The organism is Tautonia sp. JC769, assembly GCF_040717455.1.
In the GTDB taxonomy this organism is placed as follows: Bacteria; Planctomycetota; Planctomycetia; order Isosphaerales; family Isosphaeraceae; genus Tautonia.
This window is the reverse complement of record NZ_JBFEFH010000015.1, coordinates 19,097-31,695: the sequence shown is the minus strand read 5'-3', so window position 1 is coordinate 31,695 and position 12,599 is coordinate 19,097. Positions and strand designations below refer to the sequence as shown.

Annotated in this window: 10 protein-coding genes; 4 read left to right on the top strand and 6 right to left on the bottom strand. The window is 67.8% G+C overall.

Features of this window, described 5'->3' with window-relative positions:
* Positions 1–45 precede the first annotated feature (45 nt).
* Positions 46–1,560 carry a succinate CoA transferase gene (locus tag AB1L88_RS15375; protein ID WP_367097556.1) on the bottom strand — a complete coding sequence of 505 codons (1,515 nt, stop codon included), beginning with the start codon at positions 1,558–1,560 and terminating at the stop codon, positions 46–48.
* A gap of 824 nt (positions 1,561–2,384) precedes the next feature.
* On the opposite strand from AB1L88_RS15375, the gene AB1L88_RS15370 reads away from it, so the two are divergent.
* Positions 2,385–2,804, top strand: coding sequence for a thioesterase family protein (locus AB1L88_RS15370; protein ID WP_367097555.1), 420 nt, complete (start codon positions 2,385–2,387; stop codon positions 2,802–2,804).
* Between the two features lie 46 nt (positions 2,805–2,850).
* The gene (locus AB1L88_RS15365) at positions 2,851–3,873 is read left to right on the top strand and encodes a hypothetical protein (RefSeq protein WP_367097554.1); all 1,023 of its coding nucleotides are present in this window, start codon (positions 2,851–2,853) and stop codon (positions 3,871–3,873) included.
* A 22-nt stretch (positions 3,874–3,895) separates the two neighbouring features.
* On the opposite strand, the gene AB1L88_RS15360 is transcribed toward AB1L88_RS15365, so the two are convergent.
* Positions 3,896–4,831: a polysaccharide deacetylase family protein gene (locus AB1L88_RS15360; RefSeq protein ID WP_367097553.1), complete on the bottom strand. Its 936-nt coding sequence runs from the start codon at positions 4,829–4,831 to the stop codon at positions 3,896–3,898.
* A gap of 317 nt (positions 4,832–5,148) precedes the next feature.
* Between AB1L88_RS15360 and AB1L88_RS15355 the strand changes: the two genes are divergently transcribed.
* Positions 5,149–6,210 carry a DUF2891 domain-containing protein gene (locus AB1L88_RS15355; RefSeq protein ID WP_367097552.1) on the top strand — a complete coding sequence of 354 codons (1,062 nt, stop codon included), beginning with the start codon at positions 5,149–5,151 and terminating at the stop codon, positions 6,208–6,210.
* 87 nt (positions 6,211–6,297) lie between these two features.
* Here AB1L88_RS15355 and AB1L88_RS15350 read toward each other — a convergent pair whose 3' ends face one another.
* Entirely contained in the window at positions 6,298–7,698 is a 1,401-nt protein-coding gene (locus AB1L88_RS15350; RefSeq protein ID WP_367097551.1) for a sulfatase, read from the bottom strand.
* Between the two features lie 430 nt (positions 7,699–8,128).
* Between AB1L88_RS15350 and AB1L88_RS15345 the strand changes: the two genes are divergently transcribed.
* A complete protein-coding gene (locus AB1L88_RS15345) occupies positions 8,129–9,160 on the top strand; it encodes a WD40 repeat domain-containing protein (RefSeq protein WP_367097550.1) in 1,032 nt (343 codons plus the stop codon).
* A 68-nt stretch (positions 9,161–9,228) separates the two neighbouring features.
* Here AB1L88_RS15345 and pckA read toward each other — a convergent pair whose 3' ends face one another.
* The 3 genes from pckA to AB1L88_RS15330 all read right to left on the bottom strand — a co-directional run bounded on the left by pckA (position 9,229) and on the right by AB1L88_RS15330 (position 12,504).
* Positions 9,229–10,854 carry a phosphoenolpyruvate carboxykinase (ATP) gene (pckA, locus tag AB1L88_RS15340; protein WP_367097549.1) on the bottom strand — a complete coding sequence of 542 codons (1,626 nt, stop codon included), beginning with the start codon at positions 10,852–10,854 and terminating at the stop codon, positions 9,229–9,231.
* 206 nt (positions 10,855–11,060) lie between these two features.
* The gene (locus tag AB1L88_RS15335) at positions 11,061–11,834 is read right to left on the bottom strand and encodes a phosphopantothenoylcysteine decarboxylase (protein ID WP_367097548.1); all 774 of its coding nucleotides are present in this window, start codon (positions 11,832–11,834) and stop codon (positions 11,061–11,063) included.
* Positions 11,827–12,504: a Uma2 family endonuclease gene (locus AB1L88_RS15330; protein ID WP_367097547.1), complete on the bottom strand. Its 678-nt coding sequence runs from the start codon at positions 12,502–12,504 to the stop codon at positions 11,827–11,829. The genes AB1L88_RS15335 and AB1L88_RS15330 overlap by 8 nt, the downstream gene beginning before the upstream one ends.
* Positions 12,505–12,599 lie beyond the last annotated feature (95 nt).

Below are 12,599 nucleotides of genomic sequence, written 5' to 3'. Positions count from 1 at the left end.
GGGCGTTCTCTCCTTCCGGGCCGAGGGCGGCCCTGTGTCGCGGGGTTAGCGAGGCCCGAACTGGGAGAGGTCGAGGTCGGGAAGCATGGCGCCGTGTTCGAGGAAGTTCGAATGCAGCTCGAAACAGCGCCGCAGGTCGTGGCGGATGTGCCCCTGCGGGCTCGATTCGAGGTAGTGGTGCAGATAGTCGCGGAAGGCCGGGTGGGCGCAGTGGTCGATGATCCGCCTGGCCCGCGCCACCGGGGCCAGCCCTCGCAGGTCGGCCAGGCCTTGCTCGGTGACGATGATCTGCACCGAGTGCTCGCTGTGATCGACGTGCGAGCACATGGGGACGATCGTCGAGATCTTCCCCCCCTTGGCGACCGACGGGCACATGAAGATCGAGAGGAAGGCGTTCCGCTCGAAGTCTCCGCTGCCCCCCAGGCCGTTCATCACCTGGGTGCCGAAGAAGTGGGTCGAGTTGGCGTGCCCGTAGATGTCGACCTCGATCGCCGTGTTGGTGGCGATGACCCCGAGACGCCGGGCGACGCCGGGATTGTTCGAGATTTCTTGCGGTCGCAGGACGATCCGATCGGCGAACTCGTCGAAGTGGTCGTACAACCAGCCCAGCTTGTCGTCGGAGAGCGTCAAGGAGCAGGTACTCGCGCCCAGGACGCCGCCGGCGGCGATCAGGTCGAGCATCGCGTCCTGGAGGACCTCGGTGAAGACCTTGAACTTGGGGAAGTCGGAGCTTTCCGCCAGGCCGGCGAGCACGGCGTTGCAGACGTTGCCGACGCCGCTCTGCAAGGGCAGGAATCCGCTCGGGATGCGGCCGACGGCCATCTCGTCGAGCAGGAACTGCGCGACATGCCCCGCGATCCGACGGCTGGTTTCGTCGGGAGGGGCGAACCCCCGGCCGCCGTCCGGCTCGTCGTTGCGGACGATCCCGATCACCTTCTTCGGGTCGACCAGCGCGTGCGGGGTGCCGATCTTGTCGAGGGGGTCGTGGATCGGGATCGGGCGGCGGTTGGGGGGAGGCGGGAGCATGAAGATGTCGGTCATCTCCCGGAGCCTCGGCGAGTGCCGCGCATTCAGCTCGATGATGACCTGGTCGGCATACTGCAGGAAGGTCGGGGCGTTGCCGATGCCGGTCGTCAGGTAGACCTTGCCGTCGGGGGTGACCTCGGTCGCCTCGACCACGGCCACGTCGATCGGCCCGAGGAACCCTTCCAGCACGACCTGCGAGACATGCGACAGGTGCATGTCGACGAAGTCGAGCTTCCCCGAGTTGGCCAGCTTCCGCAACGGGGCCGAGGTGAGATAGGGGGCTCGCCAGCTCACGGCCTCGGCCAGGCCCAACTGATCGTCGCAGGCCTCGCCGGTCGAGGCTCCGCTGAGCAGGCGGACCCGGAACGGCTGGCCCGACTCGTGCAACGTCCGGGCCCGCCGGGCCAGTGCTCTCGGCACGGCCTTGGGGGAGCCGGCCGGCGTGAAGCCGGAGACGGCGAGCATGGCGTCGTGAGGGATCAGCTCGGCCGCGTCTTCGGCCGACAGTTCCGGGAACGGAGTTCCAGTCGTCATCGTCTCACCGACTCTCCGTCAAAAAACTCGGCTCCGGGAGCGAGGTCCGACCTCACAGTTTGCGTCGAGCCGGATCGAGGCAAAAAAAGCATCGATGAGCTCGAATTGCCCCGGTCAGGGTGAATGGCAGGCTTGCCTGGCAGCATGTCCCGACGCGATCCGGTCGGGAGCCGCCAGAACCTGACCATCCGGGGGACCGACCGGGCGACTGAGTGCCACTCAATGCCGCTTGCCGCGGGGGGAGCCAATCGAGATCCCGCGGCGGACGATCGGACGCCATTGGCCAATCGGGGTCGAACCTGGCCGGGCCTTGGAATCGCGCCTTGCAAGGCAAGAGCCGCAAGGTTCGCCCGAGGGTGCCCGGCCATTTCACGCGATCCAGGGGACGGCATGAGCCGTCGTTCTCCCTCGAGGACTTCTAGTCTACGCTCGCCGCCCGAACTCTCCAAGCGAGATCGGCCGGCGCAGCGGTCAATTCTCGGCGAAGATTGCCGGCATGTCCTGGTCATCCCATCCCCCGAAGAACGGCCCGACCATCGGGCCTTTCCCGGGATCGCCTGCAATCATCCCTCGAGTTTCGGCGGCGATCATGCCCCAGGGGAGCCTCACGCGGTTCGGATCGGCCGATCAACCCACCCTTTGACCCCACGGCCCGCGATCGTGACAATCATCCGTCGCGGGGGATGAGTCACCCCTCGCGTCCCGAGCACGATGGCCACTCCACGACGCCGTCAACAGGCTCGAAGTTCACTGAAGACGCATGGGAATCTGCGGCGGGCTCTGGCCAGCGCTTGCCCGATGTCCGGACCGGGGAGGATGTTGACGTGGCGGATCGCACCCGGTTCGAACATCCCATCCAGGTGGAATCACGCGACATCGACCGGATGGGGCATGTGAATAACGTCGTCTACCTGCGTTACGCCCAGGACGCCGCTGTCGCCCACTGGTCGGCCGTGGCCACCCCCGAATATCGCGAATCGCTGCTCTGGGTCGTTCGCCGCCACGAGATCGATTATCTTCGGCCGGCCCTCCCCGGCGATCGGCTCCTCGCCCTGACCTGGGTCGGCGCGGCCGACGGCGCCACCTTCGAGCGTTTCGTCGAGATTACCCGGCCTGCCGATGAACGGGTTCTGGCCCGCGTGCGCACGGTCTGGGTCGCGCTCGATGCGCATCGCCTTCGCCCCCGTCGAGTCCCCGAAGAGCTGCGCCGCCTGTTCGAAGGGGAGGCGGCTCCGGAGGCGTGATGAGGCGTGATCGCGCCTGTTTGATCGCCTTCGATCGATCTCCCGAATGTCCCCGGTGTTCCTTCCCGAGGTCCTGATGTCACTTCATCGGTTTGCATCCTCTCAGGCGACGTTGCGAGCAACCCTGGCACTCCTCGGGGTCTTCCTGGTCGCGACGACCCGGGCGGAGGACGTCGAGGCCCCCGCCCCGGACTCCAACGTCGCCACGCTCGATGAGCGCGTGAACGCCTTGCTGCAACCCCTCGGAGACGGCCTTGCGGTCGGCGTCTGGGTGGGGCCTGCCCAGGGATCGCCCTGGTTTGCGATGGAGCCGGACGCCGCCCGGCCCTCGGCCAGTGCCATCAAGACGGCCTATCTGGTCGCCCTCTTCATGAGGTTCGCCGAGGATCTCGATGCCACCCCTCCCGGCCTCGACGAGATCTTCCGCGACGATCACCCCGCCATGGCCCCCTATTCTGCCGATCAGCGCACCGAGATCCGAGCCAGCCTCCAGCGGGCCTCCGTCCGGACCCTCGGCGGGGTGATGATGGGCGCGATCGACGCCCCGAACCATGTGTACAACGCCGCGGCCAGCGCCGCGACGGCACTCCTCGGCGGCCCGGAGGCCCTGACCGCCGCGATTCATGCGATCGATCCGGCATTCGCGGGCATCGTCTCGAGACGCTACATGCTCGCCCCGCGCGACGTGACCGGGGACAACGAAGCCTCGGCCGCTTCGCTCGCCGCGGTCCTGGGCCGCCTCGCCTCCGGCACCCTCCCCGGCGTCGATGCCGCGCTTCTGGCCGCGATCCGAGAGGCGATCGTCACCCGGGAATCGGCCTTCGGGCTGCAAGGCCGCCACGTCCTGAAGGGCGGGAGCCTCAACTCCGACCCCATTACCCGGGTGAAGTCGGGGTGGTGGGAGGCCCCCGGACTCGGGCCGGTCGTGTACGTGGTCATGCTCGCCCAGCCGGCCCCCGATCCCGGAGCCCGCGCCGAGGCGGCGGAGCGCCTCGAATCGGCCGCCTCATCGCTCTCGGCGCTCCTGCTGCAGGCCATGCAAGCCGACACAAATCAGGCCCGGCCGTGACCCGGTCCCCTCGCCGGGCCAGTCAGCGGCCCGAGGCTTCGGTCATCGCCCGGAACTCTCGCCAGGTGATGACCCGGATCCCGAGCCGCTCGATCTCGGCAATCGTCTCCGGGTCGGTGAAGACCCGCCGATCACCGTCTCGGCGTTCGGCGCTGGTCGTCACCGCGCGAAGCTCGTCGTCGTTGTACCCGCAATGGATGATGAGCTGCGAGACGCCCGGCGGCAGGGTCCGCAACGTCTCGATGTAGTTCCCGACCCGTTCCTCGTGCGAGTCTCCGCCGTAGAACTGGGCCAGGCCATCGAGGACGGGCAATTGCTTGGCGTCGAGCGCCGCCAGCCATTGCTTCCCTCGCTCCCGGAGCGACGGATAGGCTTCGACGACCGGCCCTTCCAGCTCTCGGACGAAGAGGATCGGCAGGTCGTACTTCAATCCCATCGAGACGTACACCTCGATCAGGTCGGGCCGGCTCACGAGGGCCCCCATGTGCGTATCGAGATGGGAGATGGGGATGCCCAGCTCCTTCGCCCGCTCGATCTGCGCCGTCAGCTCGATCTTCACCTCCTCGGCGACGGCGAGCCGGGCCACGGCCTCGACGCTGCGGTGCAGGTAGCCGTCGTCATCCACGAGGCTCGGCACGCGGTCTCGGCCGGCGACCGGCCCCCAGCGGTAGTGGACCCATTCGGAGTTGAGGGTCAGGTGGACGCCGTAATCCTTCTCCGGATTGGCCTTCGCGTACTCGGCGAACTCCTTCACCCACGGGCAGGGGATCATGATGCTGCACGACGAGACGATCCCTCGCTCCATCGCGTCGATCGTCGCCCGATTCACCGAGTGGCACATCCCCGCGTCGTCGGCGTGGATGATCAGGTAGCGTGTTTCGTCGTCCGCCCGCGCCGGACCCGCCGACACCAGGAGGACACCGAGGCCGATCAGGGTCGCAACGCTGGCAAGGTGCATGGCGGACACTCGCATTCGGATTCAGGATGGGCCGGGATGCTCGGAGCACGGGACCGCGGCTCCCTCCCACCAGCATGCGGCGACAAGCGGCCAACCGCAAGCTCCGGGGAGGGGGATCGCGTGCGTCTTGACGCTTGCACGCAAGGGGTCGTTGCCCGTTCGGTCGAGGTCGCCCGGATGGTATCCTTGATGACGTCCGTCCCGCCGGCCGGATCGACCGAACACGCGTCCCCATCGCGTCTCATCCCGAATCCCGAGGATGCCCCATGCCCCGGCCTCGATGTCTCGGTTTCCTCGCCTGCCTCCTGGGAGTCGCCATGCCTCAGACCGGTTACCCCGACGAGCCGGCCCGGGCCCTCGACCGCGACCGGGCCTCGGCCTTCGCCCGGATCGCGCTGGAGGCGATCGCCCGCGAGTATCCGAACAAGCCCGAGCACGTGCTCAGCGGGCCGGACGACCTCGACTCCCCCCGTGGGCTCCACCCCGCCTTCTACGGGGCGTACGATTGGCACTCGTCCGTGCATGGCCACTGGATGCTCGTCCGATTGCTCCGCCTCTTCCCGGATCTCCCCGAGGCCGCCTCGATCCGCGAAACGCTCGGCAATCATCTGACCGCCGAGCACCTTCAGCTCGAGGCCGACTACTTCGACCACCCCGACCGCCGGTCGTTCGAGCGGCCCTACGGCTGGGCCTGGCTGCTCAAATTGGTCCAGGAACTCGACGCCTGGGACGACCCCGATGCCTCGGCCTGGCGGGAGAACCTCCGGCCCCTCGAAGCCGTCATCGTCCGCCGGTATCTGGACTACTTCCCGAAACAGACCTACCCGATCCGGACCGGGGTCCATCCCAACACCGCCTTCGGCCTGGCCTTCGCCCACGACTACGCTACGGCCCTCGGCGACGACCGGCTTCGAGCCCTGGTCGAGGAGCGGGCGCGGGCCTACTTCGAATCCGATGCCGATGCCCCGGCCCGTTGGGAGCCGAGCGGGGCCGACTTCTTCTCCCCCACCTTGATGGAAGCCGACCTCATGCGCCGCGTGCTCCCCACCGAGGAGTTCCGGCCTTGGCTCGCCCGCTTCCTGCCCGGGGTGGCTCAGGGGGAACCGGCATCCTTGCTCCAGCCGGCCGAGGTGACCGACCGCTCCGACCCGCAGCTCGTCCACCTCGACGGCCTGAATCTGAGCCGGGCCTGGTGCATGCGGAGCATCGCCGGGGCGCTGGCCGAGGACGACCCCGCCCGAGCCGTCCTCCTCGCTTCGGCCGACCAGCACGCCCGGGCCGCCCTCGACCACGTCGCCAGCGGCGACTACGTCGGCGAGCACTGGCTCGCCTCGTTCGCCATCTATCTGCTGACGGACACCGAGACCGACTCGGAATGATCGGCCCTCTCGACGTTGCGATCCCTCAAACACTGTCCGAGGTTGGGGGATCGCGCGTCGAGTCCCGGGATGACTCAATCGATCGCTTTACTCCTCCGGGGCGGCGGGGGCATCGGGGGCCTCTCGCGCCGGCAGCGACGCGGCAAGCTCCGCCTTGGTCGCGCGGAACTCGGGAGCGTCGGCCAGATTGTGCCACTCCATCGGGTCGGCGTCGTGGTCGTACAGTTCTTCCGAACCATCGGCATAGCGGATGTACCGCCAGCGTTCCGATCGCACGGCGTGATTGCCCCGGCCGTGGGTGGTGAGGGCCGGGTGATCCCAGGATCGCGAGGGATCGCGGAGCAGGGGGTCCAGGTTCCGGCCTTCCAGACCCGGGCGTCCGGGCAACCCGCACAGGTCGATCAGGGTCGGATACACATCCAGCAACGAGACGGTCCGCGAGCAACCGACCCCCGGCGTGCTGACCCCCGGCGCCGCGATGAGGAACGGGACCCGCGTCGCCTCCTCCCAGAGCGCAAACTTCCGCCAGTGCTGCTTCTCGCCGAGATGCCACCCGTGATCGCCCCAGGTCACGATGATCGAGTTCTCGGCCATCGCGCTCCGGTCCAGCGCATCGAGCAATCGCCCGACCTGGTGGTCGGCGAAGGCGATGCTGGCCAGATACCCCTGAATCGCCCGGTCCCACTGGTCGTGCTCGAGCACCTTGCGGTGATCTCCCCCCGGCCTCGCCATGGCGATCCCGGCCGCCGGGAGGTCGTCCAGGTCGTCGTCCGGGACCTCCGGCCGCTGAATACTCTCGATCGGGAAGGCATCGAAGTACGATTTCGGGACATACCAGGGCAGGTGGGGCCGATACAGTCCGACGGCCAGGAACAGCGGGCCTTCCCGGTCTTCCCCAAGCTGCTCGATGGCCCAGTCCACCACCCGATGATCCCCCATCGCCCCATCCGGTACCTCCACCGGCCCCCAATCGAAATGGGCGGTCCGAGCAATGCCGTTGACGGGGGTTTCTTCCGGCTTCGGGTCGCCTGGCCGCTCGAAGTACTCGTGCCAGGACGCCGGGTCATTGAACGGGCCGTGGAAGATCTTGCCGCCGCCCAGCACCTCGTAGCCGGCGGCCATGAAGTGCTGCGGCAAGGTCACGGCGTCGGGCATCGCCGCCCGCCAGGGTTGCGGATTGAGATACACCCCGCTCGTCGACGGCCGGATCCCGGTCAACAACGCCGCCCGAGACGGGTTGCACGCCGGGGCCGCGCAGTAGGCTCGCTCGAAGATCACCCCCCGACTCGCCAGGCGGTCCAGATTCGGCGTGCTCGCCTGGGGATGGCCGCCGAGGAAGCCGGTCCAGTCATTCAGGTCGTCGATCGCCAGGAACAGCACGTTCGGCCGGGCCTCATCCGGCCCGATGGGAGCGGCCAGGGAATCCCGAGCGAGAATCCCGACGCCGATCCCCGCAATCATCCAGGTCGCCAACCGAATCCACCGCATGGGGGCTCTCCTCCGACACATCATCAGGCCGAGGCCCGACTTGCTTCTCGTTCCGGGTTGCCCCTTCGAGCCTACGCCCCCCACCGCTCCGGAGCCAGTGTCGGCCCGATCGCCCCGACTTCGATTCCTTCGGGAGATCGCAAGGCGATTGCGGAGACCCCCGAAATTTTCTCGAATGACTTGGAAGAAGTCCCCGAATGATTTCGGCTATCCGGCGAATCAGTTGGTGGGACGGAGCCGATCTGACCCGGCCAGAGACGTTTGGTCTCGGCCATCGGTGACCGACTCGAAGGATGAAGGTCGGTACTGGGGGCGGACTCGGCCCGGGATTCCGTCGTGTTTCGGGACGTCGGGCCGTCGATCGCCGTCCGAACGAATGAGGTGTTTCGTCATGGCATTGCATGCACGTCGTCGGTCGAAGGAGTCCCGGATGAGCAACTCCATGGACGCCTCCCGATCCCGCTCCCGATCCCGGTCCTGGGCGAGGGGGATCGGCGTCTGCCCGAGCCTCGCGGTGCTGCTTGCCCTGCTGGCCGCCGTGGCGGTGCCCGTCCTGAAACAACCCGAGGCGCCACGATCGCAGATCACGCTGCCCGAGGACGGCCTGGTTTCGTCGGTCCTGTTCGACTCCTCCGGCGATCGAATCTACTCCGATCACAAGGCACTCGGGCCGACGGTGTTGCAGCTCGACCAGGAAGGCGAACTCTACCAGGGGCCCTCCGTCGGCCTCGGCCGCTGCGCGACCATGGCGCTCGACCCCGGCGGCCGATCGCTGATCATCGCCCGAGAGTCGGGGGCGATCGAGGTCCGCGACCAGGAGACGCTCGACCTGCGTCAAACCCTGCCCGGCACCGACCGCAGCCTGAGCCTGGCCGTCTCGGCCGACGGCCAGCGGCTCATCTCGGTCGATCAGCACGACGTCTGCCGCTGCTGGTCGCTGGCCGAGGGCCAGGTCGAGTGGGAGTACGCCGAGCAGGCCGGCATTACGCGATGCACCCTCTCGCCCGATGGCTCTCGCGTGGTCCTCGGCTTCCGGCACGGAGAGATCGCCGTGCTTGACGCCTCGACCGGGGCCGAGCTCGCCCGGTGGAATGGGCACGGCTACGGCTCCATCCTCCTCGCCCTCGCCTTCACGCCAGACGGCGGGACGCTCGTCAGCGTCGGCCTCGAAGGTCGCCTGCGGACCTGGGATGCCCTGGCAAACTGGGCGTCGAAACTCGACATCACGATGCCTGGAGGCACGTCGCGAAGCCTGGCGATCGCCCCTGACGGTCGAACACTGGCGACCGGGCACAACGACGGCCAGGTGCGCGTCTGGGACCTTGCCACCGGCTCGTTGCTGGGAGAGGCGGCGATGGCGAACGTGCAGCTCAGCTCCGTCTGCTTCGAACCGAGGGGGCAACGCCTGGCCGTCTCGTTCGGATCGACCGTCGCCTTGATCCCGACACCCGGGTCGGTCTGACCGACCAACGGACCTCCGTGGGCGCCACACGGGGAAAGGCGGGCCTCGCCCCCTTCCCCGGGGCATGATTACCCCGAGATCAAGGGCCCGGCCTCGGCGATGACGGGCGAAATCCCCCCGAATCGCTCGAAGTTCTTCCGGAATCGCCCGGCGAGCCGCCGGGCCGCCTCGACATACAGGATCGGGTCGGCCCAGGCCGATCGGGGCTCGAGGATCGTCTCGGGGACCCCGAGGCACGAGAGCGGATGGCGGAGGCCGAAGATCGGATCGGTCTTCAGCGGGACCTCGTCGAGCCGTCCCGAGAGCACGGCATCGACCATCGCCCGGGTATACGGCAGCGGAATCCGCCGGCCTTCGCCGAATCCGCCCCCGGTCCATCCGGTGTTGAGCAGCCACGCCTGGGTGCCGTGCTGCCGCATCTTCTGCCCGAGCAGTTCCGCGTAGCGCTGCGGCGGCAAGACCATGAACGGCTCGCCGAAACAGGCGCTGAAGGTCGCCGACGGCTCCGCGCCGAGGCCGCGTTCGGTCCCCGCGACCTTGGCCGTGTAGCCGGACAGGAAGTGGTACATCGCCTGTTCCGGCGAGAGCCTTGAGAGCGGCGGCAGCACCCCGAAGGCGTCGCAGGTCAGGAAGACGATGTGTTTCGGATGGCCGGCCCGTCCGCTCGGCACGTAGTTCGGGATGTACTCGATCGGGTAGGCCGCCCGGGTGTTCTCGGTCAGGCTGGCGTCGTCGAACTGGCAGCCCCGGGTCTCGGGGTCGAGCACCACGTTTTCCAGGACCGTGCCGAATCGGATCGCGCCGTAGATTTCCGGCTCGTTGGTCCGGTCGAGTCGGATGCACTTGGCGTAGCAGCCCCCCTCGATGTTGAACACGCCCGAGTCGGACCAGCCGTGCTCGTCGTCGCCGATCAGGTGGCGGCGGCGATCGGCCGAGAGGGTCGTCTTGCCCGTCCCCGAGAGGCCGAAGAAGACGGCCACGTCCCCCGCGTCGCCGACGTTCGCCGAGCAGTGCATCGACATCACGCCCCGTCTCGGCAGGAGGTAATTGAGGATCGAGAAGACCGACTTCTTGATCTCTCCGGCGTAGAGCGTGCCGCCGATCAGGACCATCCGCCGGGCGAAGTTCACCAGGATGAACACCTCGCTCCGCGTCCCGTCGCGCCCGGGGTCGGCCTTGAAGTCGGGGACGGCGAGGATGGTGAACTCGGGCCGAAACGCTCCGAGTTCCTCGGCCGACGGCTTCAGGAACAACTGATGCGCGAAGAGGGCGTGATAGGCCCGCTCGCAGACAACTCGAACCGCCAGGCGATGCTCCGGGTCGGCCCCCGCAAAGGTGTCGGTCACATAGACCGGGCGGCCTTGCAAGTGTTCCTGGACCCGCCCGAGCAGGCGATCGAACACTTCCGACTCGACCGGCCGATTGACCGATCCCCAGGCAATTTCCCCCTCGGAGCCCGGTTCCCGGACGATGAACTTGTCTTGCGGCGATCGACCCGTGTAGGTCCCGGTCCGGAAGACCGCGGCGCCGGAGTCCGCCAACTGGCCCTCTCCCCGGCCGAGTGCATGCTCGACCAGGACCGCTTGCGGGAGGTTCCAGAACGCCTCTCCCAGCCCGGTGAACCCCTGATCTTCGAGCCGGACGGCATGGGGCGGGAGGGGGTGTTCGTTCGGTGTCTCGGCGGTCGCTGCCATCGGGACCTCGGCAAGGTAGGGCTCGGGAGGCAAGGGCGATCCCCTGGACCTCCGGCCGATCAACAGAAGGATGCCCCGGCCGCTCGATCGCCTCGGGCGAACCGGGGAATTCGATCATCGTCCGCAAGACGGCACACCTCGTGCCACGGCCACGAAACGAGCCAATCGGCCGTGGATGCGTCGCCGTTTCCGTTCCAGACCGGCGATCATCGCTCGCGCCGAACCGCGGCCCAATCGGCCACGCGATCGACGAGCAACCGGGCCAGGTCGCCGTCGTTCGGCCCCAATGTTTCGACCGGGGCATCCGGGCGTACCAACGCTATTGTATGCCGCCCGGCCCGATAAGGGCGTAGATCATTCGCCACCGTCAGGTCGGTTCGGTTGATTCGGCAAGCGGCCTGTGCATCCTCGATCAGCTCCGCCTCCCCCGATCCCGAGAGCAGCTTGAAGCCCACCAGATAGGCCCGGGGGGCCCAGTCCCGCACCATTTGAATCACCTTCGGCGTTCTTCGGCAGTGAATGTCGAGCACCTCGGCGTCCGATCGGATCTTGCCCGCCGCGGCAATCGGCTCGTAGTCCGAGGCGGCCATGGCCAGCATCACCACGTCGATCGGCTCGGCCCGGAGCACTTGCTCCAGCGTCATCGCGTAATCGGCCACGGTCCCCCGGGTGATCGGGACCAGATGCAGCCGATCCCGGTGCCCCTGCCAGCGATCGGCAAGGGTCTCCAGATGAAGCCGCAACTCCTCGGCCGGGCGGCTTAAATCGATCGCGTTCAGATGGCGTCGGATCGGCAGTTCCGCCGTCGGCGCGTGGACGTGCCAGACCGATGCCCCCCGGTCCAGCCAGGCTTCGGCGATGCTCGCCGAGAACCGGCCGGTCGAGGCGTTGGCGATATGCCTGACGTCGTCGATCGGCGCGATCGTCCCGCCGCCGGTCACGACGACGTTCAAGGGCCTCCGTCCGCCGTGCTCACTCACCGTCTCGCCGCTCCTCGCCCCGAACCCGAGGCGCCAACTCGTCGCGGACCCACGCCCTCAGCCGGAGGACCCAATGAGACTCGATGACCGAATGGGGCTGATTGATCCAGGAGAAGACCTCCGCGGAGGAAAGAAACGGGAAGGCCACGCTCAGGGGCGTTTCGGTGTAAGCCCGGTCCTCACCAAGCCGGAAAAATCGCAACCGCGATCGAGAGCAGACCCAGACCTCGGGCACCCCGAGCCGTCGGTAAATTTCCATGGCTCGTTTCGCGCCGTGGGTCACGACCACTTCGATCGCCAGGTCTGGCGGCGGGTCGACGTTGAGGTCGAGTCCCGTCTTGCCGACCATTTGCTCCGCGTGGGCGAGGTAGAAGTTCTCGTCCCCCTCGACCGCGACGTTCAGGTCGTCTCGGGAGAGCGTGGTGGCCCCGATCGGAGTACAGGGCATCTCCAGCCCCGTCGAAACCTCCATGACAAAGATCCCAAGCCGCCGCGCCGATCGCTCATGAGGCATTGAGGGTGACACCAGCGTCAATCTCCCGTCGAGGTACCAGATCCGGGGCGATCGCCGCTCGCCGCGCACCTTGAGCATCCGCTTGAACCCGGACCAGGAGACGTCGAGCAGGTCGATGCGCGCGTCCCTCGCCTTCTGCCTCGTCGCGGATGCCATCAATGCCCTCCCTTTCGCCGATCGCCTGACCGCCCCGTTGCCGTCCCAGGGCGATTCCGTAAGCTGGGCGGATCAATCTCAATGAGACACCAGTG

Excerpts from the sequence above, each read along its gene's own strand:
- AB1L88_RS15375 (WP_367097556.1), bottom strand. The coding sequence starts at position 1,560 with ATGACGACTGGAACTCCGTTCCCGGAACTGTCGGCCGAAGACGCGGCC.
- AB1L88_RS15365 (WP_367097554.1), top strand. The coding sequence starts at position 2,851 with ATGTCCCCGGTGTTCCTTCCCGAGGTCCTGATGTCACTTCATCGGTTT.
- AB1L88_RS15360 (WP_367097553.1), bottom strand. The coding sequence starts at position 4,831 with ATGCACCTTGCCAGCGTTGCGACCCTGATCGGCCTCGGTGTCCTCCTG.
- AB1L88_RS15355 (WP_367097552.1), top strand. The coding sequence starts at position 5,149 with ATGCCTCAGACCGGTTACCCCGACGAGCCGGCCCGGGCCCTCGACCGC.
- AB1L88_RS15350 (WP_367097551.1), bottom strand. The coding sequence starts at position 7,698 with ATGCGGTGGATTCGGTTGGCGACCTGGATGATTGCGGGGATCGGCGTC.
- AB1L88_RS15345 (WP_367097550.1), top strand. The coding sequence starts at position 8,129 with ATGAGCAACTCCATGGACGCCTCCCGATCCCGCTCCCGATCCCGGTCC.
- pckA (WP_367097549.1), bottom strand. The coding sequence starts at position 10,854 with ATGGCAGCGACCGCCGAGACACCGAACGAACACCCCCTCCCGCCCCAT.
- AB1L88_RS15330 (WP_367097547.1), bottom strand. The coding sequence starts at position 12,504 with ATGGCATCCGCGACGAGGCAGAAGGCGAGGGACGCGCGCATCGACCTG.